Origin of the sequence: Methanothermobacter wolfeii, from assembly GCF_025397995.1 — an archaeon.
Taxonomy (GTDB): domain Archaea; phylum Methanobacteriota; class Methanobacteria; order Methanobacteriales; family Methanothermobacteraceae; genus Methanothermobacter; species Methanothermobacter wolfei.
In genome coordinates this window covers 713,389-739,670 of the sequence record NZ_CP104550.1, presented here as the reverse complement: position 1 = coordinate 739,670, position 26,282 = coordinate 713,389, and the positions used below count along the sequence as shown (strand labels likewise).

The 26,282-nt window shown below is 51.0% G+C and carries 31 protein-coding genes; 5 read left to right on the top strand and 26 right to left on the bottom strand.

The features are described from left to right. The first annotated feature begins 212 nt into the window (after window positions 1-212). On the top strand, window positions 213-2,048 hold the full coding sequence (locus tag N5910_RS04125) for a pseudomurein-binding repeat-containing protein (RefSeq protein ID WP_261599827.1): 1,836 nt from the start codon (window positions 213-215) through the stop codon (window positions 2,046-2,048). Between the two features lie 117 nt (window positions 2,049-2,165). On the opposite strand, the gene N5910_RS04120 is transcribed toward N5910_RS04125, so the two are convergent. The 23 genes from N5910_RS04120 to N5910_RS04010 form a co-directional block, all read right to left on the bottom strand. Beyond that, complete coding sequence (locus N5910_RS04120) at window positions 2,166-3,983, bottom strand: heavy metal translocating P-type ATPase (protein ID WP_261599826.1); 1,818 nt, start codon at window positions 3,981-3,983, stop codon at window positions 2,166-2,168. Between the two features lie 133 nt (window positions 3,984-4,116). Beyond that, entirely contained in the window at window positions 4,117-4,752 is a 636-nt protein-coding gene (locus tag N5910_RS04115) for a CBS domain-containing protein (RefSeq protein WP_074358851.1), read from the bottom strand. Further along, window positions 4,742-5,500 carry a 4Fe-4S binding protein gene (locus N5910_RS04110; RefSeq protein WP_074358850.1) on the bottom strand — a complete coding sequence of 253 codons (759 nt, stop codon included), beginning with the start codon at window positions 5,498-5,500 and terminating at the stop codon, window positions 4,742-4,744. Before N5910_RS04110 ends, N5910_RS04115 begins: the two co-directional genes overlap by 11 nt. 48 nt (window positions 5,501-5,548) lie before the next feature. Beyond that, on the bottom strand, window positions 5,549-6,457 hold the full coding sequence (locus N5910_RS04105; RefSeq protein ID WP_191216509.1) for a carbohydrate kinase family protein: 909 nt from the start codon (window positions 6,455-6,457) through the stop codon (window positions 5,549-5,551). Then, on the bottom strand, window positions 6,457-7,347 hold the full coding sequence (locus N5910_RS04100) for a formylmethanofuran--tetrahydromethanopterin N-formyltransferase (protein ID WP_074358848.1): 891 nt from the start codon (window positions 7,345-7,347) through the stop codon (window positions 6,457-6,459). Before N5910_RS04100 ends, N5910_RS04105 begins: the two co-directional genes overlap by 1 nt. A gap of 128 nt (window positions 7,348-7,475) precedes the next feature. Beyond that, a complete protein-coding gene (locus tag N5910_RS04095; protein ID WP_074358847.1) occupies window positions 7,476-8,492 on the bottom strand; it encodes an energy-converting hydrogenase A, subunit R in 1,017 nt (338 codons plus the stop codon). A gap of 36 nt (window positions 8,493-8,528) precedes the next feature. Beyond that, window positions 8,529-9,854 (bottom strand): 4Fe-4S binding protein, encoded by a 1,326-nt coding sequence (locus tag N5910_RS04090; RefSeq protein ID WP_261599825.1) that lies wholly within the window; start codon window positions 9,852-9,854, stop codon window positions 8,529-8,531. 33 nt (window positions 9,855-9,887) lie between these two features. Further along, window positions 9,888-10,910 (bottom strand): 4Fe-4S binding protein, encoded by a 1,023-nt coding sequence (locus N5910_RS04085; protein WP_074358845.1) that lies wholly within the window; start codon window positions 10,908-10,910, stop codon window positions 9,888-9,890. A gap of 22 nt (window positions 10,911-10,932) precedes the next feature. Next, window positions 10,933-12,045: a hydrogenase large subunit gene (locus N5910_RS04080; RefSeq protein ID WP_074358844.1), complete on the bottom strand. Its 1,113-nt coding sequence runs from the start codon at window positions 12,043-12,045 to the stop codon at window positions 10,933-10,935. Beyond that, on the bottom strand, window positions 12,042-12,488 hold the full coding sequence (locus N5910_RS04075) for an NADH-quinone oxidoreductase subunit B family protein (protein WP_074358843.1): 447 nt from the start codon (window positions 12,486-12,488) through the stop codon (window positions 12,042-12,044). Before N5910_RS04075 ends, N5910_RS04080 begins: the two co-directional genes overlap by 4 nt. Before the next feature lie 40 nt (window positions 12,489-12,528). Beyond that, a complete protein-coding gene (locus tag N5910_RS04070; RefSeq protein WP_074358842.1) occupies window positions 12,529-12,909 on the bottom strand; it encodes a DUF1959 family protein in 381 nt (126 codons plus the stop codon). Between the two features lie 2 nt (window positions 12,910-12,911). Further along, window positions 12,912-13,232, bottom strand: coding sequence for a DUF2104 domain-containing protein (locus N5910_RS04065; protein WP_084531191.1), 321 nt, complete (start codon window positions 13,230-13,232; stop codon window positions 12,912-12,914). A 5-nt stretch (window positions 13,233-13,237) separates the two neighbouring features. After that, window positions 13,238-13,489, bottom strand: a complete 252-nt coding sequence (locus N5910_RS04060) for an energy-converting hydrogenase A, subunit K (protein ID WP_074358840.1) — start codon at window positions 13,487-13,489, stop codon at window positions 13,238-13,240. Window positions 13,490-13,565: 76 nt separating this feature from the next. Next, window positions 13,566-14,429 (bottom strand): respiratory chain complex I subunit 1 family protein, encoded by an 864-nt coding sequence (locus N5910_RS04055; RefSeq protein WP_074358839.1) that lies wholly within the window; start codon window positions 14,427-14,429, stop codon window positions 13,566-13,568. A gap of 13 nt (window positions 14,430-14,442) precedes the next feature. Next, window positions 14,443-14,658, bottom strand: coding sequence for a DUF788 domain-containing protein (locus tag N5910_RS04050; protein ID WP_074358838.1), 216 nt, complete (start codon window positions 14,656-14,658; stop codon window positions 14,443-14,445). 11 nt (window positions 14,659-14,669) lie between these two features. Continuing rightward, window positions 14,670-15,341, bottom strand: a complete 672-nt coding sequence (locus N5910_RS04045; RefSeq protein WP_074359737.1) for a proton-conducting transporter transmembrane domain-containing protein — start codon at window positions 15,339-15,341, stop codon at window positions 14,670-14,672. Continuing rightward, on the bottom strand, window positions 15,341-16,000 hold the full coding sequence (locus tag N5910_RS04040) for an EhaG family protein (protein ID WP_145924519.1): 660 nt from the start codon (window positions 15,998-16,000) through the stop codon (window positions 15,341-15,343). Before N5910_RS04040 ends, N5910_RS04045 begins: the two co-directional genes overlap by 1 nt. After that, complete coding sequence (locus tag N5910_RS04035; RefSeq protein ID WP_074358836.1) at window positions 15,997-16,479, bottom strand: EhaF family protein; 483 nt, start codon at window positions 16,477-16,479, stop codon at window positions 15,997-15,999. Before N5910_RS04035 ends, N5910_RS04040 begins: the two co-directional genes overlap by 4 nt. Next, window positions 16,476-16,736, bottom strand: coding sequence for an EhaE family protein (locus N5910_RS04030; RefSeq protein ID WP_261599824.1), 261 nt, complete (start codon window positions 16,734-16,736; stop codon window positions 16,476-16,478). The genes N5910_RS04035 and N5910_RS04030 overlap by 4 nt, the downstream gene beginning before the upstream one ends. Before the next feature lie 38 nt (window positions 16,737-16,774). Further along, the gene (locus N5910_RS04025; RefSeq protein ID WP_074358834.1) at window positions 16,775-17,047 is read right to left on the bottom strand and encodes a DUF2108 domain-containing protein; all 273 of its coding nucleotides are present in this window, start codon (window positions 17,045-17,047) and stop codon (window positions 16,775-16,777) included. Between the two features lie 32 nt (window positions 17,048-17,079). Continuing rightward, on the bottom strand, window positions 17,080-17,331 hold the full coding sequence (locus N5910_RS04020; protein ID WP_261599823.1) for a DUF2109 family protein: 252 nt from the start codon (window positions 17,329-17,331) through the stop codon (window positions 17,080-17,082). A 12-nt stretch (window positions 17,332-17,343) separates the two neighbouring features. Further along, on the bottom strand, window positions 17,344-17,847 hold the full coding sequence (locus N5910_RS04015; RefSeq protein ID WP_261599822.1) for a hypothetical protein: 504 nt from the start codon (window positions 17,845-17,847) through the stop codon (window positions 17,344-17,346). Continuing rightward, the gene (locus tag N5910_RS04010; protein ID WP_261599821.1) at window positions 17,844-18,143 is read right to left on the bottom strand and encodes an energy-converting hydrogenase A subunit A EhaA; all 300 of its coding nucleotides are present in this window, start codon (window positions 18,141-18,143) and stop codon (window positions 17,844-17,846) included. The genes N5910_RS04015 and N5910_RS04010 overlap by 4 nt, the downstream gene beginning before the upstream one ends. A gap of 255 nt (window positions 18,144-18,398) precedes the next feature. Here N5910_RS04010 and N5910_RS04005 point away from each other — a divergent pair, with 255 nt between their 5' ends. The 4 genes from N5910_RS04005 to N5910_RS03990 all read left to right on the top strand — a co-directional run bounded on the left by N5910_RS04005 (window position 18,399) and on the right by N5910_RS03990 (window position 23,298). Continuing rightward, entirely contained in the window at window positions 18,399-18,911 is a 513-nt protein-coding gene (locus N5910_RS04005; RefSeq protein WP_074359736.1) for a hypothetical protein, read from the top strand. 170 nt (window positions 18,912-19,081) lie between these two features. Continuing rightward, window positions 19,082-20,932, top strand: a complete 1,851-nt coding sequence (locus tag N5910_RS04000) for a DUF1616 domain-containing protein (RefSeq protein WP_074358830.1) — start codon at window positions 19,082-19,084, stop codon at window positions 20,930-20,932. A 7-nt stretch (window positions 20,933-20,939) separates the two neighbouring features. Then, complete coding sequence (locus N5910_RS03995; protein WP_261599820.1) at window positions 20,940-21,869, top strand: SDR family oxidoreductase; 930 nt, start codon at window positions 20,940-20,942, stop codon at window positions 21,867-21,869. 19 nt (window positions 21,870-21,888) lie between these two features. Then, on the top strand, window positions 21,889-23,298 hold the full coding sequence (locus N5910_RS03990) for a flippase (RefSeq protein WP_238337983.1): 1,410 nt from the start codon (window positions 21,889-21,891) through the stop codon (window positions 23,296-23,298). An 82-nt stretch (window positions 23,299-23,380) separates the two neighbouring features. Here N5910_RS03990 and N5910_RS03985 read toward each other — a convergent pair whose 3' ends face one another. The 3 genes from N5910_RS03985 to N5910_RS03975 are packed head-to-tail and all read right to left on the bottom strand — an operon-like array spanning window position 23,381 to window position 26,262. Then, entirely contained in the window at window positions 23,381-24,340 is a 960-nt protein-coding gene (locus N5910_RS03985) for a UPF0104 family protein (RefSeq protein ID WP_261599819.1), read from the bottom strand. 42 nt (window positions 24,341-24,382) lie between these two features. Continuing rightward, on the bottom strand, window positions 24,383-25,072 hold the full coding sequence (locus N5910_RS03980) for a glycosyltransferase family 2 protein (protein ID WP_074358826.1): 690 nt from the start codon (window positions 25,070-25,072) through the stop codon (window positions 24,383-24,385). 8 nt (window positions 25,073-25,080) lie between these two features. Further along, on the bottom strand, window positions 25,081-26,262 hold the full coding sequence (locus N5910_RS03975) for a glycosyltransferase (protein ID WP_261599818.1): 1,182 nt from the start codon (window positions 26,260-26,262) through the stop codon (window positions 25,081-25,083). Window positions 26,263-26,282 lie beyond the last annotated feature (20 nt).

The following is a 26,282-nucleotide window of genomic DNA, read 5'->3' as shown; positions in this document are numbered from 1 at the left end:
AAGCCCCTATATTGAAAAATGACATGGAACATGGATATCCTTTATCCATCAGAATGAAAAGCTCTAATAGTGCTTATTTTGATTTAAAAAGCTCAAATATTGTTTTTTTTCGGTTAAATAAATCGTAATATTTATATATTGGTTCGAATTCAAGTTTTAGTGTCACAGTGATACTGTCACTGTGGATTGGAGGCGGTAAAATTTCGGTAGATATGAGAAGATCCGTATGCATGCTCCTTGCATGCATACTTCTCATAAATTTGAGTTCAGCAGGCTATGCAGTAAATTCAGATGAAAACACAGCACCCGTGGCAGATGAAGATGAGTTGGCGGCGGAAGACTCTGCAGGATTTCAGAGCACGATAAACCAGACCGATACACTCCTGAGTGAAGAATCGAGTTCAGGAACCGTATCAGAGAGTCTGATGGAGAGTAGAGAAGGTAATTCAGGACCCACATCAGAGGACACTGCAAAGACTGAGAACGGTGATTTAGCACCCTGTGAAGTTAAATGTGAGACCGATTGTTCTATAAATGATTCTGAGGACAGTGAAGAGTACGGTGACAATTCAGGTACCCTCTATGAGGCTGAGGACAGTGAAGAGTACGGTGACAATTCAGGTACCCTCTATGAGGCTGCCGGTGGCACGGTTATAACCCAGGAGGCTGTTCTTTTAGCTGCAGCTTCACTAAAAACGTACATCGAATCCAGTGGAAAGTTGCCATCAACGGTGACCGTTGGAGGACAGGTCCTGACCGTGGACCAGTTCATGGACCTCATGCTCAAAACACTCCTGAGGATCTCAGGGACAGCAACAGCACTCACGGTAAGAACAGTTCAGACAGCACCCAACCCATCAGGAACAGCAACAGGAACACTCCAGAAAACAGCATACCTCGACCTGGCAAAGAACGTGCTAAACTTCATCAACACCAACAACAGAGCACCCAACTACATCACAGCAGGAATAGGAAAAATATCCTACCAGAGCTTCATACACGCAATATCAAAGATCCTCACCTTCCACCAGACCAACAAAAGACTCCCAAACTACGTAACAGTACAGAGAATCACATCGGCGATAACACCTGCTCCGGTTAGCGGTTCAGTAACCCAGGAGGCTGTCCTTTTAGCTGCAGCTTCACTAAAAACGTACATCGAATCCAGTGGAAAGTTGCCATCAACGGTGACCGTTGGAGGACAGGTCCTGACCGTGGACCAGTTCATGGACCTCATGCTCAAAACACTCCTGAGGATCTCAGGGACAGCAACAGCACTCACGGTAAGAACAGTTCAGACAGCACCCAACCCATCAGGAACAGCAACAGGAACACTCCAGAAAACAGCATACCTCGACCTGGCAAAGAACGTGCTAAACTTCATCAACACCAACAACAGAGCACCCAACTACATCACAGCAGGAATAGGAAAAATATCCTACCAGAGCTTCATACACGCAATATCAAAGATCCTCACCTTCCACCAGACCAACAAAAGACTCCCAAACTACGTAACAGTACAGAGAATCACATCAACATCACCACCAGCTTCACTGGAAACAAGGCGGGAGAATGATCCATATAATGGTGAGGGCCTATCAGGCTACCTTGTTGCAACAGCGAACTGTCAGGTGAATGATTCAACAATCAGATCCCTTGCAGCTAACCTCACGGCGGGACTTAGCAGTGCATGGGATAAGGCAACAGCAATCTTCAACTGGGTCAGGGATAAGGTCAGCTACAGCTTCTACTACAACACAAGGTACGGTGCTGTAAATACCCTCAAATACAGGACAGGTAACTGTGTGGACCAGACCCACCTCCTTATAGCCCTGTTCAGGGCTGCGGGTCTGGCTGCAAGGTACGTCCACGGTACATGTACCTTCAACTCAGGTAACACCTATGGACATGTCTGGGCACAGGTACTTGTAGGGGATACATGGTACGCCGCTGACCCCACAAGTTCAAGTAACAGCCTGGGAGCTGTGAGAAACTGGAATACTGCAACAGCAAAGATAAGGGGAAAATACGCAAGTCTCCCCTTCTAGTGGTTCATTCAACCACTTTTTATTTTTTTAGAGTTTCAGGATCTGAACCATAAAGGACAAAAAATCACATCCTCCCGACAAGACTGCCCACTCAAAACACATTAAAAGACAAAAAAATCACATCCTCCCTGCAAGGAGACTGTTTACTATAACAAAGAGGGATAATCCCACGTCACCTGCAGCCACGGCAAGCCAGAGGGGTACGAATCCCAGGATGGAGAAAACTGCAAGTGATAATTTGACGGTTACCGTGATTCCAGTGTTTAATTTCACCGTGCGGATTGTTCTCCTGCTTAGGTCAATGAGTTCATCTATCCTTTCAAGGTCATCCTCAACAAGGGTTACATCCGCAGTTTCAAGGGCAACATCGGATCCCCGAACACCCATGGCTATACCCACATCTGCAGCTGCAAGTGCCGGTGCATCATTAACACCATCACCTACCATTGCAACAGTACCCCTGGAGGCCATTTCATTGATTATCCTCATCTTATCCTCAGGAAATAGCCCTGCCCTGTAATCTCTGATACCTGCTCCTGATGCAATCTCAGATGCGACACCCTCATGGTCACCTGTAACCATCATGGTCTCTATCCCCTTCTCCCCCAGTTTTTCCATGACACGAGGTGCCGAGTCCCTCAGCTGATCGCCCAGGGTGATCCTTCCCATGATTCCATCCTCATCGGCAAGGAGTACGGTGGTGCCCTTTCCATCTGATCCTTCATTGAAGAGCTCTGGGCTTCCAATGGTGTAGGTCCTTCCATTGATCCTTCCTGAAACACCCCTCCCCTTAACCGACCTGAATTCATCCACTTCATCTGTTTCTCCAGTGTATGCCCCTTTGATGGCCTCTGCGATTGGATGGGATGATCTGCTCTCAAGGGATGCTGCGATCCTGAGGATCTCCTCTGACCTCTCGCCGGGTTCAACAGAAAGCACCTCAAAGCTACCCTCTGTAAGTGTACCTGTCTTATCAAAGAGTACCGTGTTAACTGAGGCCATCTTCTCAAGGAACTCGGATCCCTTGACCAGTATACTCCTTCCTGCGGCTGATGTCATCCCTGAGACCATGGCAACAGGTGTTGATATCAGGAGGGCGCATGGACAGGATATCACCAGGAGCACCAGTGCCCTGTATATCCACTCCATGGGGTTATAGCCGAGTATGATGGGTACTGCTGCCGTTAGAACTGCAAGGACCATGACAGCCGGGGTGTATATGGATGCGAACCTTTCAATGAACTTCTCCCTCCTGGATCTCCTCAGTGCTGATCTCCTCACTGTTTCAATCACCCTTGAGAGTATGGTGTTCCTTGAGGTCCTTGTAACCTCAATTTCAAGGTAGCCGTCAAGGTTCTGCGTCCCTGCGAATACCTCATCACCCTCCCCTTTTTTAACCGGTATGGATTCTCCTGTTATGTTTGACTGATCAACCCTTGAGGTTCCCCTTATGATGATGCCGTCCAGGGGTATTGAGTCACCGCCCCTTACAGCGATAACGTCCCCCTTCCTGACCTCATCAATACTCCTTGTCCCTTCAGCTCCGTCCTCAATGACCCGGGCCTCTGCTGGCCTTAATCTTATGAGGGACTCCACCGACCTTTCTGACCTTTCACCGGCGTATTCCTCCAGGTACTCTGCAAGGTAGAAGAGGACGGTTACGAGGGCTGCCTCGGCGTAATCCCCGAGGAGTATGGCGCCGATGACCGCCACCGTCATGAGGAAGTCTACGCTGAACCTTCCATGCCTCAGGGACCTGAATGCACCCCTGAATATGCTGTAGCCAGATACTGCAACCGCAAGGAGGAGGGGGATGATGTAGAGGCTACTGTCAGTAAACTGCATGTAGATCCCTGCTGCAAGGAGGGCTGCTGAGATTAAAAGAACCTTTCTGCTTTTTCCGCTGTGGTAACATTCACTGCATTCACAGCCCATACACATCACCTGAACATATGAATACATATTCATATGTATTCATGATCTATAAATCTTTATGATGTGACAGGGGGATTGCTCCAGGAAAAATGGTGAAAAAAGAAGAGGACCGGTAATTGAAAGAAAAAAAGGATTACTTCCTTGCCCTTGCAATCTTCCTTGCAATGACAAGTTCACCTATGGCTATAAGGCCGACGAAGAACTTCTCAAGGCCCCCCGTAGCCCATATAGCCTCCCCGAAGGTTGAATTCTTTATCCTTTCCTCATACTCCGCCGGCTTTATCCTTTTACCCGTCCGCCTCCTGGTGATTATTGCAGCTGCCTCCATGAGCTCATCCCAGCTCACACCCTTGAGTTCCTGGTTCATGGCCTCGAATATCTTTGAGACCTTGATCTCATAGAGCTGTGACAGTGTCTCCACAATATCAAAGGACCTGACAACCCCCACCACACGGCCATCATCATCAAGGACAGGTATGCTCACAAGCTTGTTATGGGCGGTTTCAAGGACAGCGAGCCTTGCAGGGTCGTTCTCATTGACATAAACGATCTCCTCTGTGGGGTGCATGATGTCTGATACACTCTCAAGTCCATCCCGCAGGCCCCTCATAACATCAAAGCTTGTAACCCATCCAACAAGTTTCATGTCATCATCCACAACCGGTGTTGTGAACTTCCTTGTCTTCTCCATCTTCATGGAGACATCAACAACCTTATCCCCGGCGGAGACAACTATAAACTCCTTATCCATAATCTCCTTAACTTTCATCTGACAACCTCTCCAGTTTCAGTGCTGCCACGGGACATTTAGTGGAACAGACCTCGCAGAGTATACATTTCTCATCATCAACCACAACTTCTCCATCCTCAAGCCTTATGGCTCCGGTTGGACAGTTCTCCTCACACACCAGACACTCCACACAGGCATCCTGATCCACAAGCAGCCTCTTTGTCTTCAGAACCGGGCCCAGTTCCCTTTCAAGTTCAACGGCATCAGAGGGGCACACATTCACACATGCACCGCAGCCAATGCAGATTGACTCATCAACGGTTGCCCTGTCCTCCCCCAGCTCTATGGCGCCTGTGGGGCAGAAACGGGTGCATGTACCGCAGAGGGTGCACCTGTCTGTAACCTCTATCTCCTTCATGCGGAGCTTCCTGTGGGGTATCTTCAGGTACTCAAGGTCGTATTTAACCTCATCATCGATGCTGGCAGTGCTCTCAACAACGTTTATGCATCTTATGGGGCATGTCTGGGCGCAGATCTCGCACCTGACGCAGTTATCAAGTATCCTTGCAGCCCTGTGGGCATCTGAATCTGCAATTGCATCAACCGGGCACTCCTCAACACAGAGATTGCACCTTACACACTTGGGTGTTATGTCTATGAATTTATCACGAACACTGCACCTGTCGATTTCAATGTCAGCCGCCTCGGCTCTGTCCTCAAGGTCCATTGATTTCAGTGCAATATCCCTCTGGAGGTCCTCCAGTTTCTTCCTGAAAATAATATCCATGATACAACCCCTAAAGTATTATTTTACCAAGCCATTTAAATTATTTACTTAACCATCATCCACCGCATACTCCTCAAGGACCCTCAGGGCCTCCTGGCCTGGAAGTGACCCTGTGGCACCGTAACCCTGGATGCACCTTGACGCCAGGTAGTTGCCGAACCGGCAGGAAACCTCAAGGCCATGGCCCTTCATCCATGCGTAGAGGAAGCCTGCGTTGAAGGCATCCCCTGCACCGGTACTGTCCCTGCATTTAACCTTCAGGGCGGGTACATGGACCTCCCTGCCGTTCCAGGCACGGACGCCGCCGGCACCCATCTTCATCACCACCATGTCAGGTCCAAGTTCCTCTGCAGCCCTGGCAGGGTCTGTGTGCCCGGTCATGATTTCAAGTTCCCTCTGGTTTGTCAGGAGGATGTCCGTGCCTTCAAGGATGCCGGATATCTCCCTGGACCTCACCGCATAGAGGTGGCCCGGATCCAGGCTCACGGTGACGGATCCATCTATGACCTCAAGGACCTCCCTCTGCACCCTTAAGCCTTCACCTGCAAAGGAGGTGAGGTGCAGGAGCCTGGTTTCAAGGGCCTCATCAGGGATCTCATGGAGCCTGAGTGAATCATTGACCCCAGGGTCCACGTAGAGGGCCCTGCTGCCCTCAGGGTCAACGAAGCCCATGACGCGGCCGCTTCTACCCGACCCTGAGACCGCAACATGGTCCGCCACCCCCTCTGATCTGAGGTTCTCCCTCAGTAGGGCTCCCTCCCTGTCATCTGAAACCTTACCAGTGCATGCAGTCCTCATACCCAGCCTTGAGAGTCCTATTATGGTGTTTGCTGCCGACCCGCCGCAGGACTCTATGAACCCGCTTACAAAGGTTTCCTCGTCGGGTCCCGCGATCCTGTCGACCATGTGCAGCTGGTCCATGTTAAGGGCTCCGAGGCCCGTGGCATCGAACTTCATCAGAAGACACCGTGGAGGTCTATCCTGTAATCACCAAGCTTGCCACCATAGTTTCCTGCAGACACCCTGATAACGTCCTCGTGGCGGCACACCGCCTCTATACCTGCCCTCATGGCCTCTTTGAGGGACTCCATGGTAAGGCCGTTTATCACTATCTCAGGTATGTAAGCCACCCCCTCAGGGACCCTTGATTCATCGCCGAGCCTCTCCCTAAGGCTGGGACAGTAGGGGTGGTTGGTTGTTGGTCCTATCCATGGATAGCTTGTCTCTGGCTTTGAAGCTGCTGAGCAGATATCGAATGGTGTTACCACACCTTCAACATCTTCTATGGCCTTTAAAGCGTCTCTACCTGCCTCGAGGACCGTGTCCGGCTTGGTGCACATGTACCAGAAGTTGGCGCCCATGATGGCATCGGCATAGCCTAGCCTTGATTCTATCTTAAAGTCAGGGACGGCTATGGGTACATTTATCATTTCCCTCCCATTGAACTCCTCTATCCATTCATAGCCATCTCCACAGTGACCCACATGCTTCATCATGTCCATGTATCCGTCGGGGTCCGGTGTGGAGCTGTAGAGTGCTGTGAATGGCTTGACAAGTATGTCCTGCCTTATACGGTATGATAGTTCAACCTGAAACTTTTCCATGTCATCAAGGGCATAGTAGAACTGCAGAACCGCGCCGGGCCTTCCGTCGGGTGTTTCATCTTCATCCAGGAATGCCTCGACACCTCCTTCAACCCTTCCTATGACGGCTCCTGGTGTTGCTGTTGCATCAAAGGCCGCCCTCCTCACCGTCCCGGTGTCCCGGGCCGTTACCGTGGCCCTGACGCACCTGCCGTGGAAGGCCTCTGAGAACGTATCCTCAATTAAAGTACCGTTAATCTCCATGAACACCACCAGATATCATCAATAACTCAACAGGGTCACCGTTAATCTCCATGATAACCGCCGGGGGATACCTCCAGAAACCTATTAGAGTATCAGTCTCCATACCTGTAACTCCTTAAAGGTTAATTTCATCCAAGGGAGCCGACATCCTCTCCACGTATACCCATCCTCATATCAAGGCTGTCCTCAAGGAGTTCATCAGGATCATCTATGATGGCTATCACAGGGTAACTGTCCCTGAAGAGCTCCCTGAATTTATCCGCGACCCTGAAGTCAAGTCTGAATGATTCCAGGGCCCTTTCAGGGTTTTCAGTGTAGGCCTTAACGAATTCTATTATGTATTCCCTTCCAAACCTTGAGTGGAGGTCCAGTAGGGGCATGAGGGCCCTTGAATCATCTGATATGACAGCTATCTCGGCCTCCCTCAGGGCGAAGCGGTTCCCGTTGAAGGAAACCGAGAGGCCCCTGCCTTTGAGTTCCCTGAGGGGTTCAACGTCTGTTATGCTGTCACCGACGTACATGGCGGCCTCCTGGTTAAGTCCCAGTTCATCGAGGATCTCCATGAGGGCGAGTCTTTTGCCCTCACCACCAACGGTCCTGACACCGTCAAGTATGCCCCCTATCTCCATTTTCGGTATGATCTGGAAGAATATCTCGTCAAGTAACTCGAAGTCCCCCTCTATAACATCCTCCCTTAACCTGAAAAGCCTCCTCCTTTCATCCTCACTGATTTCTGTGTTGAGGCTGAGGCGTGTGTAGTATGCGTTCTCGAGGGGGAAGCCCGTTGCCCTGCAGAGGGCCTCTATGTAGTGCCTGTAGCTTGTGCTTACGATGTAGGATGGCATGAGCCTCTGTGCAATTCCAAGGAAGTCCGCTGCTCCCGGGACCAGTTTAAGGGTTTTTTCTGAGAACTCTATGAGCTTCTCATCCGTGACTCCGTAGGCTACAAGGAAGGGTACTATGAGTTTCAGGGTGTCCCCTGCATTGTATCCTGGCCTTTTAATCTCATCTGCAAGGATATCATCGAATTCACTGACCTTCCTGAAGAACCTGTCACCATCGGGTATGAAGGTAGCGGCGGCCTCATAGGCGTTGTCATTGAGGGATACCGGTCCCTCACAGTCTGTGACAAAAACCCTGCTCATAGGCTCCCCTCCCCAGGGATGAATTCCATGTTAACCCTATTCATCGGCTTCACCCTCCAGGTCAAGTTTTATGGCTGTTACAGGGCATATGTCCTGGCATTCACCGCAGAGTATGCATTTTTCATCATCAACCTCCACCTCATCATTGAGGCTCATTGCATCAACAGGGCAGTGGTTCACGCATACACCGCACTTCTGGCAGACCACATGGTCCACATCAACACTTCCCCTGCGGGGCCCCCTGAGGATGCTTCTTTCAAGGAGTATTCTACCATCCCTAACCCTGAACCCTTCCTCGGTGAGTTCGATGGCATCCACGGGGCAGACTCCTGTGCAGAAACCGCAGAATACACATCCATCATGTATCTTCACGGGTGCGGGTTTAAGTGGTTCAATAACATCAACCGGGCACTCCTGGATGCAGAGTCCGCATCCTATGCAGCGGTCATCAAGGACACTGACCCTCCTTGTGGGCTTGGTGAATTCTATTATATGGTTGAGCTGTAGTACCTCAAGGTTTGAGTCAACCAGTTCCTCAATCCCGTCCATTATCTCATCAGTGACATCCACACTGAACCGGGGTTCATCCCTGGCATGGTTCCTTTTAATGGCCCTTAAAACTGAATCTATCCTTGCAAGGTTCCTTACCAGTTTCTCGGATTCCCTTTCAAGTATTTCCCCTGCTATCTCCATGTTGTTTATCTTTGAGAAGTTCTCATAGGCCCTCTTCCTTGATGAGTATTTTATGGCAGCTGATGGGCAGACATCCATGCACTCCTCGCACCTTGCACAGTAGGATGGGTTTATGTAGGGCAGCTTGTTTATCTTACCCACATTTATAGCCCCCCTGGACGGGCAGACCCTGGTACATGTCATGCAGCCTATGCAGTCCTTCTGGTTGACCACTATGGCCTTTCCACCTGCAACTGAGCGTGGGAGTATCTCCCCGTACTTTATGGCCTCTGTGGGGCATGCCCTTGCACAGTATCCGCAGCGGACGCATTTATCCTCATCTATCTCACTGTGGACCCCTGTTTCGCCCGTTGATGCCAGGTGTATGGCTCCGGTCCTGCATGCGGAGACACATGCACCGCAGCCGCGGCATATCTTCGGGTTTATTACTGGTATGTTCTCCCTTATGGGTTCTGCCAGGGTCGTCCTCATGGTTATTGCATCGTAGGGGCATGCCTCCCTGCAGAGGACGCAACCGAAGCATTTATCATCTATTTCTATCTCACCGGTGTCGGGGTCCATGTGTATGGCGTCCACCGGGCAGGAGTTGAGGCATGGTTTTTCCCTGCATTCCCTGCACTTCTCATGGTCAATCTCATAGTCAACTTCAACTTCCCTGAGGGGTTTCACGGGTCTTGCTGCAGCTGGAATGTTATCATCTCCTCATGGCTTTACAGGGAGGGCCGCTGGTTTCACGGTTATCTTTATTATCTCCTGTCCATTTGACTCATCTATAAGGAACCTTGCAACATAGTAGCCTGCAACACCGAAGGGGCATGTCTGGTAGCATGTGCTGCATCTGAGGCATTTTTCAGGGTCCCTGACAACTCCCTCCTCAGAGTAGGTTATGGCCCCTGATGGGCATTCACCGACACAGAGGCGGCACTGGACGCACTTCTCGGGGCTCCAGGTTATGATCCTCATCTTGAGTCTGTCGGTGATCTTCTCAAGGAGGTCCCTGACTATCTCCTCATCTGGGAGGATGCTGAGGGCCTCCTCAAGGAGGGGTCCCATGGGATAGTTCATCCTGTAGATGTCCCCGGCCTCAAGTCTCTTTATATCCTCCTCCCTCTCCTCGATTGCAGACTCAAGGGTGTTGACCGCAAGGTTTATAACCATCTTCTGTTCCTCAACATAGGCCACGTGTATCTTCTTGAGGGCCCCCTTCACCGGGCACTTTTCAAGGCATTCACCGCAGGCTATGCACCTGCTCTGGTCCACCTCAACACGGCCGTCCTCCTCAATGATGGCATCCACCGGGCATGCCTTCATGCACTTCCTGCACCTTATGCAGAGGTAGTCGTCGATGACATAGAGTTCCTCTGATGGGACTATGGTGAACTCCTCCCTTATGGTGTGGTTCTCTCCACACTCAAGGGTCTTGGGGTCTGTGGGGCAGACCTCGGCGCAGAAGCCGCAGCGGATACAGGCACCCTTTACTATGACTGGGTAGGTGAACCCCTCCGAGGTCTCTGTGTCCTTATCACGGACAAGTTTTATGGCCCCTGGGGCAGGGCAGGCGGCTGTGCATGCACCGCAGCCTATACAGTATTCCCTGTTCACCGTGGGGAAGTCCCTGAATCTTTCAGGTTTCTCAAGGATTTCCTTTTCTGTGTGTGCATTGGCAAACTTCTCTGCCCATGATTTACGGGCGAACTCGTACAGATACCATATTACAGAAGACATAGGACATCAACATGAATGTTTTTTAGAGGAGTATCTCCCTCTCTCCCTTCTCTTCATCTATAACCATGACCCGCTCTGCGCAGGCTATGCATGGATCGGCGCTGGCATAGGTTGCAACTGCATCGGCCACCGTTGCAACGTCCCTCAGCATGTACCTAGCGCAGGCATCAATGTTCATGATGCTGGGCGTCCTGATGGAGATGTTCTTTATGAGGTTACCGTTAGTCTCGATCATGTAGGCCACCTCACCCCTGGGGGCCTCGTTTCTCCATTCACCGTAGCCTGAACCGATATCCACCTTCTTCCTCACCGGACCCTCGGGGATGTTATCTATGATCTGTTTTATGAGGTCCGCCGAGACCCTGATCTCATCGAAGCGGTTCATGACCCTTGCGAAATTGTCACCCTCGTCCCTCCAGACGGTCCTGAAGTCCAGGTGGTCCCTGTAGGTGGGGTGGTCCTCCCTGAAGTCGTACCTTATACCCGAGGCCCTGCCTATGGGCCCCACTGCACGGGCCTTCTCTGCCTCCTCAAGGCTCATGTAACCCACATCCCTTGACCTCAGGCCTATGAGTGGTCCGTGTTCGAACATTTCCACGTAGCGGTCGAATTCCCTCTCCAGGTCAAGGATTATCTTCCTTATCCTTGAGAGGTGGCTCTTGTCTGCATCCATGCGCACACCTCCAACCACGTTCCAGCCCATGTTAACTCTGTTACCTGTCAGGAGTTCGATGGCGTCCATCACAGGCTCCCTGAGGGCAAGCATGTACATGAACATGGTCTCATGGTCAAGGGCCTTGAAGTAGGTGGAGTTGGCTATGAGGTGGCTCTGTATCCTGTCAAGTTCATTTGTCAGTGCCCTGAGGAACTGTGCCCTGGGCGGTGCCTCGGTATCGGATATCCTCTCAAAGGCCTCTGCAAAGGTCTGGGTGTGTATGTATGAGCATATACCGCAGACACGCTCGGAGAGGTATATGGCCTTCTGCCAGGTCTTGTTCCTCATAACCCTCTCTATTCCCCTGTGGACGTATCCGTATTCTATCTCTGCTTTAAGAACCCTTTCACCCCTTGTCTTAACCTTCAGCCTTATGGGTTCCTTGTAGCCGGGGTGCATGGGTCCGAGTGGCAGTATCATTTCTTCCTCCCCCTCTCTGCTATCGCACCGGGTGCAACCGCAAGTATTGCCTCCAGGATCTCCGATGGCCGCGGCGGGCAACCCGGCACCTCCGCATCCACGGGTATGAAGTCTGAGACCGGTGCATATACGCTTCCACCCTCCTGGTTGAACACGTCCCCTGAGATGGGGCAGTTACCCAGGGCCACCACGATCTTCGGTTCAGGCGCCTTCCGGTGTATCCTCTGGAGTTTATCCCTCCACTGCTCTGTCACCGCACCGGTTACAAGTATCACATCGGCCTCCCTGGGGTTCTGGTGGACGTATATGCCGTACTGTTCAAGGTCATACCTTGGTGAGAGGAGTGCAAGGACCTCTATGTCACAGCCGTTGCACCCTCCTGTGTTAACAAGACATACATGTATTGAAGTCTTCCTCAGCACACTTTTAAGAGCATCTAACATTTCTTTACCTCTACAAGCACTCTTTATGAATGTGTTATATTTAACTCCTTAAAATCTCATGAAGTTTCTTCTTACCCTCCTCAAGGGCCTCACTGTATTCTGAGCCCTCAAGGACCATCCTGGTTACATCATCCTTCAGGGCCTCGGCTTCCTCCTCGCCCACAATCTCCATGACATCCACGAGCCAGCAGAGCTGCAGGTCGCTGTGGAGGCGCTCCTTTATGCACCTTGGCCTTGCAGACTCAAACCTAGGGTGCAGGGCCTCCAGACCTGACATGTCAAGTTTGTCCATGAGTATGTCCTCAAATTCTTCGGGTTCAATTTCAAGTTCCCATGAGAGGGGCTTTATAACGTCCTCCTGCCAGCGGTAACTTTTAAGTATTCTTTTCTTCATGAGCCTCATGAGTTCGCCTTCATCCATGACTACCACCCCGGAGCCCCTGTTATGATCCACACCATGAGGGCTGCGGCAGCGCCTATCAGTGTCTCGTACCTGCCATAACCTGGCCTCATACCCGCAACCATGGCCACCATGAAGAATCCAAGGGTCCTGAGTATCCCGGTGTAGATCCAGGGGTTTATGAGGATCATCCATCCCGCCACCGCGACTGCAAGGGCCAGGGGGTCTATCCTTTCAGTGACGAATGGTTCCCTGTACTTCCTGTAACTTAGGAGCAGGCCGAGGATGGATCCGGCGATGAATGAAACCGTGTAGATAAGGTATATTTCATACAAGATTATCACCGTGATTAGATGGGTCTGTAAAGGATTATGAAGGATGCCGCAAACATTGCAAGCACCACAAAGAAGGCGGCCCTTTCAAGGTCCTCTGAGATCTCAGAGAAGCCCTCGCGTCCCTGGAATAGCAGGAGCAGTGTGAATATAACTGCGAGTACCGTGACGGGGGCCACCATGATCCGCTGCATTGTGGCTGCAAGGAGGCTTATAATTATCACTCCTCCGGCGACCAGTGATGTGAGTACTGTAAGATCCTTCTCCATTCAGAACACCCCGCAGACAAATTTGATTAATTTATCCATTCAGAACACTCCTCATTAAATTCCATATGATCGCTCATCATGTTACCACCATCAGGACTATTGACCCTGCTATCCCTATGAACGCCAGTATGACCTGTATCGCCACCGAGTGGTTGGGGTTCAGCATGGGTGTCGTTGCATTTATGAATGCCGTGACCCCTGTTATGATCACCATCCCCAGTATATACAGTGGCAGGTTCAGGCCGCCGATGAAGACTGTGAGGAATATCCAGAGGAGCATGTACCATGCTATTGACTCCGAGATCATGAGGTAGCCCCTGAGGACCCCGAAGTGCTCTGTCTCATACCCTGATATTATGTCCTTCCCCTTGGTTATGGAGAAGGGCGAGTAGGGTGCCTTTGAGAGTATGAGGACAAAGAACATCATGGCGGCCAGGGGCATCTGGAAGATAAGAGGTCCGTGGATGTTCTGGTAATTTACGATGTCCCCTATGATCATCGTCCCTGTCTGGAGGTATATTATTGCTAGGACAGCGAAGAGGGGCATTTCGGCTGCAGCAGAGAAGACCGCACGGACGCAGCTGAGTTTACCGTAGGGTGAACCTGATGATGAACCTGCATTGTGTTCAACGATCTTGTGGAGTGCGTAGATCCCGAAGAAGAGGAGGAGGGATCCTCCAAGCACCGGGCCGACTATAACCGCACTTATCCATATACCGCAGAGTGTGGCTGCTATGGCGATGTAGAAGGGCATGGCAGCCGTCCTCGGGAATGAGGACTCCTTGATATAGAACTTCAGGGTGTGCAGCAGGTGCTGTATCACAGGAGGCCCGGGTCTTCTCTGTATCCTTGCCATGACCTTCCTCTGGAATCCCAGAAGAAGGCTGCCTATGAGGAACGCGATTAAAACGTTTATCAGGATGTTTCCCATGAGATTCATTTCATCACCGGTTTCAGTAACCTATAAATGGCTCGTTAACCCTTTCATCTGCCTCTTCCTCTTCAGGTTCAGCCATGGAGAGTATACCCACCGAGAGTATGAAGAGCGGGATCAGGAATATCGCCACACCATAGACCACCCACGGTGCGGGGTCCATGATGAGGGCGTAGATTATCCCTATGGCTGAGATTATGAGTGCCGTTAAACTTCCCGTTCTGAGCCTGTTCATCCATATCACCTTTAGAGTCCAGCTATCAGTAAAACCTCAATCGCCCTTACAATCACCAGGAGGGAGCTGAGGTGTATTATAAGTATGAAGGGTGAACCCGGGGTCCTGAACATCTCTGCCTTGGTTGCATAGAAGGGCGCAACCCCGGTCTCACCAACAACCCCCATGAGGATCAGGAGGGTTGCGAATATCATCATGGGGTTTCCTCCCATCCGTGAAAGTTCAAGGAGGCTCAGGGTACCCGATGATCCAAGGACAAGGGCTGCACCGCCAAAGAGGGGGAGTGATGCCATCATTGCTATGAGCCCGTACTGGAATGCCGCGTCAAGGACTTCCACCTGTCTGACCGCGGCAACTATACCTATGTTCACTATACCTATGAGGGTCACGAAGAGGGTGAAGTTGAAGAGGTCCCCTGTTATCATGGCCCCTGCGGTTGCAAGTCCGCAGACGACTGCAAGGAACCGCCTTATCCTAAACTCGGCCCTGTCCACCTCCACCCTCCGGTTCCCCAGGGTGCCGAACTCTGTTTCAACCTGTGTCTCTGTCCTGCTTATGGCTATGAGGAGGGTGAATATGAGTACAGCTGCGAACATGAAGAGGTTGAAGGGTGTGAGGTAGAGGACTATGTCACCCAGGGGTATCTGTCCAAGGAGCTCCCCTCCAAGGCTTGCTATGTCCATCATTCATCACCCCCTGCTTCCATGATCTCCTCCCTTGCAAGGACCCCGATGAGGCCCATCTTGCTGGCGACCTTGATGAGTATCCCGCATCCTGACATGAAGAGGGCCAGGAGCCAGAGCTGGGGGGCTATGAAGAATATCATGAAACCTGCAAGCCAGAGGCACCATGTGATACCTGAAACCCCTGCTATACCGTTCCATTCTATGACCGGCAGTCCCCTGGCCTTCCTGGTTGCGGCGTAGAAGAGGATGCCTGCCCCTGCAACCGCACCTCCTGTGAATCCTGTGAGGAAGACACCGTAGGCTATGAGTACAAGTGCAAGGAAGTTGGGGGCTGTCCTGAAAACTTCAAGCTCCATTGGCAGGTGCGGGAACTCAGGGGCGCCCCTGATCCTCATCTCACGTGATATGAGCACCTCTGAGATGGCCATTATCTCTGCAAGTTCAACAACAAGGCCGGGGAGTATCAGGGCCTCTGCAAGGTCGGTGCCCACAGCCGCCACAATCACCAGCATTGCGATGCCCACTATATCCGTGAGGATTAGGGCGCTGAGGTCGTTCTTCTGGAATGATATCCCCAGGAGTCCTATGAATCCTGCTATGAGTCCTGTGTAGACCGCGGGTGTGAAGAGTGAGAGGGTGAATTCAGGGACCATCATGGTTTCCTCCTCCTTCTGGCTGTGAAGTTGATGGCTACCCATGATGCTATGGTGAAGGCCATCATGAGTATGCTTGACTCAAGGACCGTGTCCAGGCCCCGTGTATAGTAGAGTATCTCATCTATGAGGCCCCCGGGTGATGAGTATATTGATGTCCCGAAGTAGACCGTAAGGTCCCTTATGACTATTGCCAGGGGTGAAAGGTAGGCTGTTATCTTGCCCAGGTTAACCTCAAAGGCGGGGTACTGGGACTTCACATCCGCTGGTTCCTTGAGGGGTTCTCCTCCACGGTCATAGGGTGCAAGGGGGTCCCCGCTGTTTATCTGTTCCTGGGGGGCTGGTCTGGGGTAGAGCTGGTTTTCGTTGAGGCTCATGGGGACCAGGAAGCCCACGAGGAGGAGGAGTCCCAGGGTGACAGCGAATATCCGGGGTATCCTCTTTGGGTTTGCAAGTTCATTGAGTATTCTTCCGAGGTTCATTCCTCCACCCCCATTTCCTCAAGCCTTATAACGGCCCTGAGGAGTATCAGTGTTATTATACTTGTTGCTGCGATGAATGTGAGGAGGGCCAGGGTGTGGTTGTAGGTGAGGAAGATCAGTGAAACTCCGACCGCAGCCACCTCCGTGTTGAGGATCCTCACTATGGGGTCCCTGACCCCTGGTCCCCTGGCTGTTGCAAGGGATCCCAGAATAACCAGTATGGCCCCTGAGTAGAACCATATCTGGGTTTCAAGCAAGGCCCTCACCCCCTCTATGCTGGAAGCAAGGTGTGGTTTCAGGCAATTTCCTCACGCCTCCCTGCCCTTATATCGTTTATCCTCATCACAGCCATCAGGAGTATTATGGTTGATATGGGGTCGAAAAGGGCGGCTGCCATTGCAACGTCAAGGTACCTTGCAGCTGCAAGGACCAGTACGAAGCCCCCCTGGAGGAGGGAGAACATTATTATCTTGTCAAGGGGCTTCGAGAGGAGTATGATCCCCGCAGTGCCCACGAATATTATGAATACTCCTGTGTTTGTAAGGTTAATGAGATCTAACGGGTTCATGATTTTTCACCAGCTGAACAATTAATATGGTCTCAGTCCTCGATAACTATTTCCTCCCCTACACGGTCAAGTGCATGTGCGATTGCATTTGATGTGAGTGTTGAGGCCACTAAGTAAACGGCTGCAAGAACGGCTCCAAAGGGCGTCTTTATGTAGAGGGCTATCATTGCAGATACCCCGAATCCCATTGCGTTGAGGTAAAGCAGCCTTTCAGCCCTGTCCTGGGCTAAGAGTGCCCTTATGGCCATTAGGGCTGTTATTATCCCGGTTATCTGGATCAACATTCATAACACCTTCTATCTGAGGGACGTGTACCTGCCCATTTTTCTGGCTATGGCTCCGAGAAGCCTTGATGATAATCCATGGTTTATTCCCTGGATGGATGTTATGGCGATAACCATCCCTGCAACGAACATCTCCGGTCTCAGTCCTGCAAGGGATGCCAGTCCTATTATAAGGGTTATTGAAAGGGCTCCTGTGGTTCCTGCGTATCCTGGGTCAGCGCAGAGCCTATTACCTATATAGACGAGGAGCGCTGCCACAAGACCGCCCTCGGGCACGCCCATAAGGTAGCATCCCACGGCACCAAGGAGGGTCCCTGCTGATGCATCGGGTGAGCATACTAGGTTCCCCTGGAAGAAGCCCCCTGCAAGGTCTCCTCCCCTCTCTTTTATGTCCCTTCCAATATAATCAGCTCCCCTGACACCTGGTTTTTCAGGTAGACCCATCCATGTGTCTATAATTACGAAGTTAAGCCATGATATTACTGCCGCGACTGCAACACCAATCAGTTCATTCATGATGAATCCTCCGGTCTTGGGAATATGTCTTCAAGGAAGTACCTTGTCATTATGGCTGAGATGGCACCTGCAATGATGCCGAGGTCAATGCCGCCGTAGATGCCTGTGACTCCAAGTTCTATGCATACAGCCATGAGTCCCGCTGCAATCACGGCTGCCGGGAAGATGGCTGATGGTGTCCATGAGTGCCTGGCTGGTCTTTCAGGTACCAGGGGCAGTCCAAGTATCACTGAAATGATTATCGATGAAACAGCGCCTGCAGCGTAACCTGAAAGATATGTAACATGAATAATCATGATAAAAGGATAATAATCCAAGGTATATAAATGTTTTTAAAATCAATTCCCGACTAAAAGGAGTTTTTTAATAAAAATTTTTCTATTTTTAGTAATCATGAAGCTGTACAGGTTAACATTGCACCCCCGTGAACACAGGAGTTTGTAATAATTATTCAATAAAAATGTAATCATTTTTGTGACTATAATCACAATAAACTGTAAGTCCATGTGAATTCACAGTAACCTTCAGGAAGGATGTGGGGGTGGATAGAGATGGGAAGACTGATAAAAACCCTGGTTCCTGCACTCGTTATTTTCTTGTTTTCAACTCCAGTATATGGAGCAACGGCAGTGCAGAATGTCACGGTCACTGTCCCTGAGAGCGTTGAGATAGTGGTGCTCTGGAACGGGACAGAGCAGGGAGACGCATTCACCCTCACAGCCATGGTACAGCCAGGAGGAGACTACATCTGGCAAGGAGGACCCGAAGGACTCCAGATAAAAAGCCTGTCAAACACACCGATAGACCTCTACATAAAAGCCGAAGGAAACCTCCAGGGCCCAGAAACCATACCCATAGAAAACCTGAAATACTCAAACTACGGAATAAACCTCCCTGAAACACCACTAACAACCAGATACACACTCGTAAGGAAAAACTGGACAGCTAAAAAGGAAATTGAAGCCGTGGTCCCGGTGGATATCCACCTCACTGTGCCGCCATTTACAGCCCCCGGAGAGTACAGGGTCAGGGTTTACCATATAGCTGTGAAGTCTGATCAATAAGCAATCAGACTCCTTAAATAGAAACTCATTTTATAAAAACACCCAGAAAACACTTAACACCACAACCATATTTGAAAAAACCGCACAGACACCCAGAAAACACTTAACACCACAACCATATTTAATAGAATACATATCTTTAACATTAAAATGTTGAAGGAGAATCACAGGTGAATTTTAAGAAGGAAGCCCTGATACTCATTGCAGGAATATTATCCATGATCTTAATGACAGCACCCCAGTTCCACCTCAGGGTGGCTGGAATCGTAGCTGCTGTGCTTGTAACCGGTTATGGTTTTCTCAGAGTAACCGGCTGGGGTGACACCTTAATAGCACCAATACCCGGAATATTCATAATGGCCCTCAACGCCCTCCTCCTCAACTACACACCCCTGAGGCATCAAAGGGTACTCTATGGCCTCCCAGCCCTCATCATACCCCTCATAATATTGTTGATGCATCTTAAGGGCTCAAGAGATGAGGATGGAAAGGGAAGACCCGGCAGTGCAAGGGAACTTGCAAGGATTGACCGTAAGGATCATGCCACAATGAAGGAAGAACATATTGAAACTGCAGAAGGGGCCCCCATGGACACTGAAGGGCAAACTCCCATGGCAAATGAGGAGGATATAATCAGGCTCCGCATCCCCTCACGGGACCTAATAGTCGCGGCTGTGCTCTCAATGATCCTCCCCCCCATAATCATGGCCATAGACCCTAAGCCCGTTAGGTTCATGCTCCTTATCCCCCTTATAATCTCGGCATCATATGCTCTCCTCTCGGCCCTCATCACAGGGTTCCATGAAAGGAGGAGGCTCCTGAAGTCATTACTAACAGCAGGGATGGCCCTTACACTTACAGTGGCAGCATGCTCCCTGCCAGGGGGATACGGCCACCTATTCCTTGGAATCACCGGTGTGATCTCATCCCTTACAGCCTACATAAGAAGGTCAAGGAGAAGGATAAGGCTTATGGAGTCCCTGAAGAGGAAAGAAGCCGACATCCTTGAAAGGTACGGCATCATTGAAGATGAACCGGTACTTGAAATCCATGGAATTGATGATAAGGAGCTTAAACCAGAGATAAAACCATCCAGAATAAGGAAAACAGCCCTTAAAATGAGGAAGGCCTCTGATACAGGGATTGAAGAGGACCTTAAAAGGGCATTTCCAGGGGATGACTTCTGGAATAAACCCGAAGCCAGGAGCCCAGGGGCGGGGACCTTTTCTGACCTTGCGGTTCTCACAGTTCTAAGCCTTTTAACCCTCATCCTCTCATCCAGCTCACCGTACATGCTGAGGGAGGCCCTTTTCTACATCCAGGCCCTCTTTGTACCCGGTTACATCCTGATGTCCATCCTCGCCCCTGAGAGGCGCCAGATAAGCCTCCCTGAAAGATTGTTCCTGGCCTTCACCGGCAGCATAATCCTGACCTCAGCCCTGGCATTCATCACCGGAAATCCCTTCGCCTTCAAGGCCATCCTGAACAGGGCGCTGACGGGTCTGAGCCTCCTGATGACACCGATCGCATTCATCAGGCGCTGGAGGCTGGGTGAACTCGCCTACACCTGCAGGTTCAGGGGTTTGCCGCGGGGGCTCTCAAGGGACGCGTGGATATCCATTTTCCTGGGGGCCGTGCTCCTCTCACTCGTCACGGTAACCGTCTACATAACCCTGAACCCTGAACCCTCCGAGAGGTTCACAGAGTTCTACATCCTCGGCCCAGGAGGTAAGGCCTACGGTTACCCTGAAAATGTAACGGCAGGTGAGAATGTAGAGCTGATAGTCGGTGTTGTTAACAGGGAATACCGGAACGAGACATACCTCATGTCGGTGAAGATGAGGGGAGATGTTTTAAGGAATGAAACCATAAAGCTGAATGCAGGGGGGAAATGGGAGAGACCCGTGAACTTCACGGTTACAGGGGTCGGTGAAAATCAGAAACTTGAATTCCTGCTTTACAGGTTACCTGCAAAGAAGAAACCCTACAGGTCCCTGTACCTTTTCATCAATGTAAGGTGATAGAATCATGAAGAACATGGACGTTGCTGTAACCGGAGGACTTGGATTCATAGGATCACACCTGACAGACAGGCTCCTTGACCTTGGGAACCATGTCATGGTCATCGATGACCTTTCAACAGGGAGCTACGATAACCTCAGGGACCCCCATCATGAGGACCTTGAGGTTATAGAGGGCAATATAAATGAACTGGACCTTGAGGAGATCCTCAGTGGTAAGGACTTCGTATTCCACCAGGCGGCAATGGCAAGCGTCCCTGAAAGTGTAAGGGACCCTGTGGGGTGTCACAGGGTCAATGCAACAGGCACGGTGAGGCTCCTTGTGGCGGCCCTCAACGCGGGGGTCAGGAGGGTGGTTAACGCCTCAACATCTGCGGTTTACGGGAACAGCACCGAGATGCCATTATCCGAGGATGCAAGGCCAATGCCCCTTTCACCCTACGCCGTCTCCAAGGTCACCGGCGAGTACTACTGCAGCGTTTTCAGGGAATACGGCCTTGAAACGGTTTCACTGAGGTACTTCAACGTCTACGGCCCCAGGCAGAGGCCGGACTCCCAGTACGCTGCCGTCATCCCCAGATTCATAGACGCCCTCCTCAAGGGGAGGACCCCCCAGATATACGGTGATGGCGAGCAGAGCCGCGACTTCATCTACGTGGAGGACGTTGTAAGGGCCAACATCTACCTTGCAGAGCACGGTTCCCATGAAATTTACAACGTGGCAGGCGGATCCGCCATCACGGTCAACAGGCTCTTTGAAATCATATCAGGGATCATAGGATCATCATCAGAGCCAGAGTACCTTGATGAAAGGCCGGGGGATGTGAAACACTCCCATGCAGACACATCAAGGCTCAGAGGTGAGGGCTTCACCCCGGAGGTGGGCCTTGAGGAGGGGCTTCAGAGGACCGTGGAGTGGTTCATGAAGCATATGTGACCACGTCATGGTGGATATAATGGACCCTAAAAGGACTGTTGCAAGGAATACATTATTTCTCCTTGCAGCCGCCATATTCACGAACCTGGCCGCCTTTGTCTGGAACGTGTACCTTGCAAGGTACCTGGGGGCTGCAGGTTTCGGTGTGCTCTCAGCGGCCCTTGCACTGACAGGCGTATTCAGTATACTGGCAGACCTGGGGACAGGGACCTACCTGACAAGGGAGATTGCACGGGACCCTGAAAGGGCCCCTGAACTGGCAGGGAAGGGTCTCGGTAACCGCCTTATACTCTCATTAATCGTCCTCGTACTCGTATTTCTCTTTCCACTCACCGGGATCTACAGGGGGGCTGCTGCAGCCGTGGTCATGTTCATCGCAGGTTACATGCTGGTATCATCCTTTGGCTCGTTCTTCAACAGCATATTCCAGGGCTTCCAGCGGATGGAGTATCAGACCATATGGAACATACTGAACAGTCTCTTCATACTGGCTGGTGTGCTTCTTGTGGTATGGCTGGGCGGTGATGTTGTCAGCGTGGCCATAGCATACCTCATTGCAGCAATCCTCTCCCTGACCTACTCCATCCTGATCTTCAGAAAGCGTTTCTTCACCCCCAGGATATCATCTGACCTTAATATGCTGAGGGAATCTCTGCCCTTCGGGATAACAAGTGTATTCTCACTGATATACTTCTGGATAGACTCCGTCATGTTATCATTAATGAAGGGTGATGTCTCTGTTGGACTCTACAGTGCACCCTACCGTCTCCTTACGGTTATCGCATCCTTCTACAGCGTATACCTCCTTGCTGTCTTTCCAGTGATGTCAAGGTTCTATGTTGAGAGTTCAGAATCCCTGAGGTTCACATACAGGAGGTCCATCAAGTACCTTATCATGATCGCCATACCCCTCATATCCATTGTCTTCTTCCTGGCCCCTGATATAATCAGGATCATCTATTCAGAGGAGTACCTGAGATCAGTCCCGGCCCTCCAGGTGCTCATACTGGCCTCTGCCTTCATGTTCATTAACGGTGTCACCTCAAACCTCCTGGGATCGGCGGACAGGCAGGTTACGGTTACAAGGATAACGGGTCTTGGCGCCCTCTTCAATGTTGCTGTTAACCTGCTGCTGATACCTGGATTTAACTTCATGGGGGCCAGCGCAGCCACCGTTCTCACAGAACTCCTTATGACGGCCCTCTTTCTGAGGACTGTTACCTGTATGGGTTATGCTGGTCCCGGTGACCTGAAGGGTGCCTGGAGGCTTGCAGCAGCCTCAGTGATATCCCTTCCCACCCTGCTGATACCGGTAAACCCCCCGATAAGAGCCATGGTTTTTCTGATCGTCTATACAGCAGGCTTATTCATTTTCAGGGCCGTTGATGATGTTGACATCCAGATAATGAGGTCATTGCTGGGGAAGTAAGGGGTTAAAGGGAGACACCTTGACAGGGAAAAAATCCCCACAGCAGTCATGGACACTGTTAAAGGCCTGAAAAAGTAAACCCTCATGATTTAACATCGAGTATGCCTGATTTGACCTCCTCAAGGATGTCCCTTGCATAGTAGAATGAGAAGACCACGCCGAGGGCAGTTACGAACCAGAAGGATATGAGGCGATCCACAATGGCTATGCTCCCTGCAACCGAACCCTGAACACCGAAAAGGACAAACAGGGCCGTGAGGGAGACCTCCATTGAACCCATACCACCGGGGAGTGCTGAGAGTATGCCTATGAGGTTTGCCAGGAGGAATATTATGATAACCGCAGAGAAGGCAACCTCAACACCGAAGGCAAGGAAGACCAGGTAGAGCCTCAGGCACTCCATGAGCCATGATAGCAGTGAGAGGCTGAATATAACCAGTATTGATGTGAAATTCGAGTAGGCCCTGGTATACCCTATCATGTTCCGTATACCCTCAGTCAGCTTCACGTAAAGGTTATCAAGGGTTCTCTCTGAGATCGGGAGTCTCTCAAGGAGGGAGTGTATCCTCTCATAGATCTTCAGACCCTTCTCCTCCCTCCAGTTAACCAGGTAGATCAGGTAGGTTATAAGCAGGGAGAGAACTGCACCAAAGAGTGCGGCTATCCTTACCTGCGGCATGAGGACCGCTGCAGCTATAAGAAGGAAGCCTCCGATGCCAAGGTCAAAGAACCTCTCTGTGAGGCCGGCTGAGAGGCCCTCTGATAGCTGGATGCCGTTGAGTTTTTTACCTGCAAGTGCATTCATAACCTCCCCTGCACTCCTCATGGGGCTCAGGTTACCTGCAAAGAGTCCTATGGTCTTAACTATGAAGTTCACCCTGAACCTTCCTGTCTGGCCTATTATGAAGCCCCACCTGAGGCCCCTGACTGCAAGGACCATGATGTGGACTGCGAGGGCCATGAGGATAATGAGCAAGTCGGCCCTTGATACTGAATAGATGATCCTGGATGGTCCTATCCAGAATATTACAAGTAAGATCAAGAAAAAACTTAAAATGAAGAAGTAGGCCTTTTTCATTAATCCTCAGCCCCGTCCAGGATTGAATCTCCTTAAAAAGAGCTTTATTATGAACTTAATGTACTGGATTACGTCGCCCAAACCTATATATGACTTTTCATCACCATAGCAGCATGTTATGGGGACCTCAGCTATCCTCAACCTGTGCCTTGATGTCTCACAGATGGCCTCTGATTCATAGACGTAGTCATCATAGGGTAAATCAAGTATCAGGTGCGCGTATCTTGAAGATATGGCCCTGAACCCGCTCTGGCTGTCCGTTATACTGTAACCTGTTGCAAATCTCAGGATCCATGTTGTGAGCCTGTTTGAGAGGCGCCTCTGTACCGGCATGGTGTGGTGGTTCCTCTCAATGAACCTTGAACCTATCACAAAGTCGCCCCCGTTGATTGCAGAGGCAAGGTCCGGTATGAGGGAGGGGTCATGCTGTCCATCGGCATCCATGAATACAATGACATCATAGGAGCCCCGGAGGGCCTCCCTTATACCCGTTTTAAGGGCCGCCCCCTTCCCCAGGTTCCTTTCATGTCTTATGACCCTTGCACCGGCCCTTGCTGCAAGTTCAGATGTCCGGTCTGTGCTCCCGTCATCCACCACTATAACATCACCGTGGCTGAGGGCCCCCCTTGCAACGGACTCTATGGTCCTCTCCTCATTGAGGGCGGGTATCACCGTGACTATCCTTTCAGCAGCCATAGGGGAGATCACCCCCTTATGAGATCCTCAAGAACCCCTTCAAATCGGTCGGTTATGGTCTCCCAGTCGTTTGATTCCACGAAGCGCCTTCCCTTCATACCCTCCTCCCTGAGTCTCCCTGCAAGTCCTGATGCAACCTCAAGGGTCTCCTCAGGCCTTTCTATGTAGTGTATGCCGTTACCCTCACCGAACTCCATGACTATCCCGGGTAGCCTTGTGGCTATCACCGGCTTTGCCATTGCAAGGTACTCATAGAGTTTTATGGGTACAATGTCCTGCATTATCTCCTCATCGATGTAGGCGGGGAGTATGCAGATATCTGCAGCTGCAAGAAACTCAGGTATCTCGGTGTAGGGCTGTCTTCCTGTGAGTATGAGGGTTTCAAGGTTGTTCTCATCCCTTATCCTTTTAAGGTCACTGCAGGCGTCTCCGTCACCCACAACCATCAGTTTTATGTCAGGGTACCGGTCCCTGTTCTCTGCCATTGCTGCTGCAAGTTCCTTGAGGCCGGCGAAGTCATAGAGGAATCCCATGAAGAAGAGGAGGATCTCATGGTCGGCCACACCGTACTTCCTCCTCACCCCTGACCCGTCAAGGTGGGGGTCGAATTCTGATAGGTCTATCCCTGCATCTATAACCTCTGTCCTTTCTGCCCCGAACTCCACTGCAAGGGCATCCAGTTTACGGTTTATGGTGAGTACAAGGTCAGCCCCCCTGATGGTCCTCTCCATGAGCCACCTTCCAAGGCCCTGGAAGGCCCTTTCAGGTATCAGGGTGTAGAGCACATCGATGAGGTAATAGACGAATGGTATCCCGTGCCTCCTGGCCTGTGATGCTGCAATGTATGAGTTTATAAGTCCAAATCCCACGATAACGTCGGGTCTGAACTCCCTTATCTGTCTTCTTATCTCACGTCCATGGGTGAAGGGTATGGAGAGGTAGTCGAGGACCGGTAGCTTGAGGTGTGCGGGCCTTAAAACATCCACTGAGGCGCTGCTCCGGACCTTGTGCTGGTCCATGTAGACCCTCCTGGGGTTTATAAGTCCGCCCCTCTCATTCTTCCTCCAGTCGATGGGGTAGTCTATGACCCTCACCTCATGGCCCCTCTCAGAGAGCCTGTCGAAGAGGTGGTGCTGCTGGTGGGGATTCCTCTCCAGCCAGTCTGATTCCTGCACAACCAGTATCCTCATGGTATCATTCCAGAAAAAAA

Bases quoted from the DNA above. Each gene is read 5' to 3' on its own strand.
- N5910_RS04125 (WP_261599827.1), top strand. From the start codon at position 213: ATGAGAAGATCCGTATGCATGCTCCTTGCATGCATACTTCTCATAAAT.
- N5910_RS04120 (WP_261599826.1), bottom strand. From the start codon at position 3,983: ATGGGCTGTGAATGCAGTGAATGTTACCACAGCGGAAAAAGCAGAAAG.
- N5910_RS04115 (WP_074358851.1), bottom strand. From the start codon at position 4,752: ATGAAAGTTAAGGAGATTATGGATAAGGAGTTTATAGTTGTCTCCGCC.
- N5910_RS04110 (WP_074358850.1), bottom strand. From the start codon at position 5,500: ATGGATATTATTTTCAGGAAGAAACTGGAGGACCTCCAGAGGGATATT.
- N5910_RS04105 (WP_191216509.1), bottom strand. From the start codon at position 6,457: ATGAAGTTCGATGCCACGGGCCTCGGAGCCCTTAACATGGACCAGCTG.
- N5910_RS04100 (WP_074358848.1), bottom strand. From the start codon at position 7,347: ATGGAGATTAACGGTACTTTAATTGAGGATACGTTCTCAGAGGCCTTC.
- N5910_RS04095 (WP_074358847.1), bottom strand. From the start codon at position 8,492: ATGAGCAGGGTTTTTGTCACAGACTGTGAGGGACCGGTATCCCTCAAT.
- N5910_RS04085 (WP_074358845.1), bottom strand. From the start codon at position 10,910: ATGTCTTCTGTAATATGGTATCTGTACGAGTTCGCCCGTAAATCATGG.
- N5910_RS04080 (WP_074358844.1), bottom strand. From the start codon at position 12,045: ATGATACTGCCACTCGGACCCATGCACCCCGGCTACAAGGAACCCATA.
- N5910_RS04075 (WP_074358843.1), bottom strand. From the start codon at position 12,488: ATGTTAGATGCTCTTAAAAGTGTGCTGAGGAAGACTTCAATACATGTA.
- N5910_RS04070 (WP_074358842.1), bottom strand. From the start codon at position 12,909: ATGGATGAAGGCGAACTCATGAGGCTCATGAAGAAAAGAATACTTAAA.
- N5910_RS04060 (WP_074358840.1), bottom strand. From the start codon at position 13,489: ATGGAGAAGGATCTTACAGTACTCACATCACTGGTCGCCGGAGGAGTG.
- N5910_RS04055 (WP_074358839.1), bottom strand. From the start codon at position 14,429: ATGAATCTCATGGGAAACATCCTGATAAACGTTTTAATCGCGTTCCTC.
- N5910_RS04050 (WP_074358838.1), bottom strand. From the start codon at position 14,658: ATGAACAGGCTCAGAACGGGAAGTTTAACGGCACTCATAATCTCAGCC.
- N5910_RS04045 (WP_074359737.1), bottom strand. From the start codon at position 15,341: ATGGACATAGCAAGCCTTGGAGGGGAGCTCCTTGGACAGATACCCCTG.
- N5910_RS04040 (WP_145924519.1), bottom strand. From the start codon at position 16,000: ATGATGGTCCCTGAATTCACCCTCTCACTCTTCACACCCGCGGTCTAC.
- N5910_RS04035 (WP_074358836.1), bottom strand. From the start codon at position 16,479: ATGAACCTCGGAAGAATACTCAATGAACTTGCAAACCCAAAGAGGATA.
- N5910_RS04025 (WP_074358834.1), bottom strand. From the start codon at position 17,047: ATGAACCCGTTAGATCTCATTAACCTTACAAACACAGGAGTATTCATA.
- N5910_RS04020 (WP_261599823.1), bottom strand. From the start codon at position 17,331: ATGTTGATCCAGATAACCGGGATAATAACAGCCCTAATGGCCATAAGG.
- N5910_RS04015 (WP_261599822.1), bottom strand. From the start codon at position 17,847: ATGAATGAACTGATTGGTGTTGCAGTCGCGGCAGTAATATCATGGCTT.
- N5910_RS04010 (WP_261599821.1), bottom strand. From the start codon at position 18,143: ATGATTATTCATGTTACATATCTTTCAGGTTACGCTGCAGGCGCTGTT.
- N5910_RS04005 (WP_074359736.1), top strand. From the start codon at position 18,399: ATGGGAAGACTGATAAAAACCCTGGTTCCTGCACTCGTTATTTTCTTG.
- N5910_RS03995 (WP_261599820.1), top strand. From the start codon at position 20,940: ATGAAGAACATGGACGTTGCTGTAACCGGAGGACTTGGATTCATAGGA.
- N5910_RS03990 (WP_238337983.1), top strand. From the start codon at position 21,889: ATGGACCCTAAAAGGACTGTTGCAAGGAATACATTATTTCTCCTTGCA.
- N5910_RS03980 (WP_074358826.1), bottom strand. From the start codon at position 25,072: ATGGCTGCTGAAAGGATAGTCACGGTGATACCCGCCCTCAATGAGGAG.
- N5910_RS03975 (WP_261599818.1), bottom strand. From the start codon at position 26,262: ATGAGGATACTGGTTGTGCAGGAATCAGACTGGCTGGAGAGGAATCCC.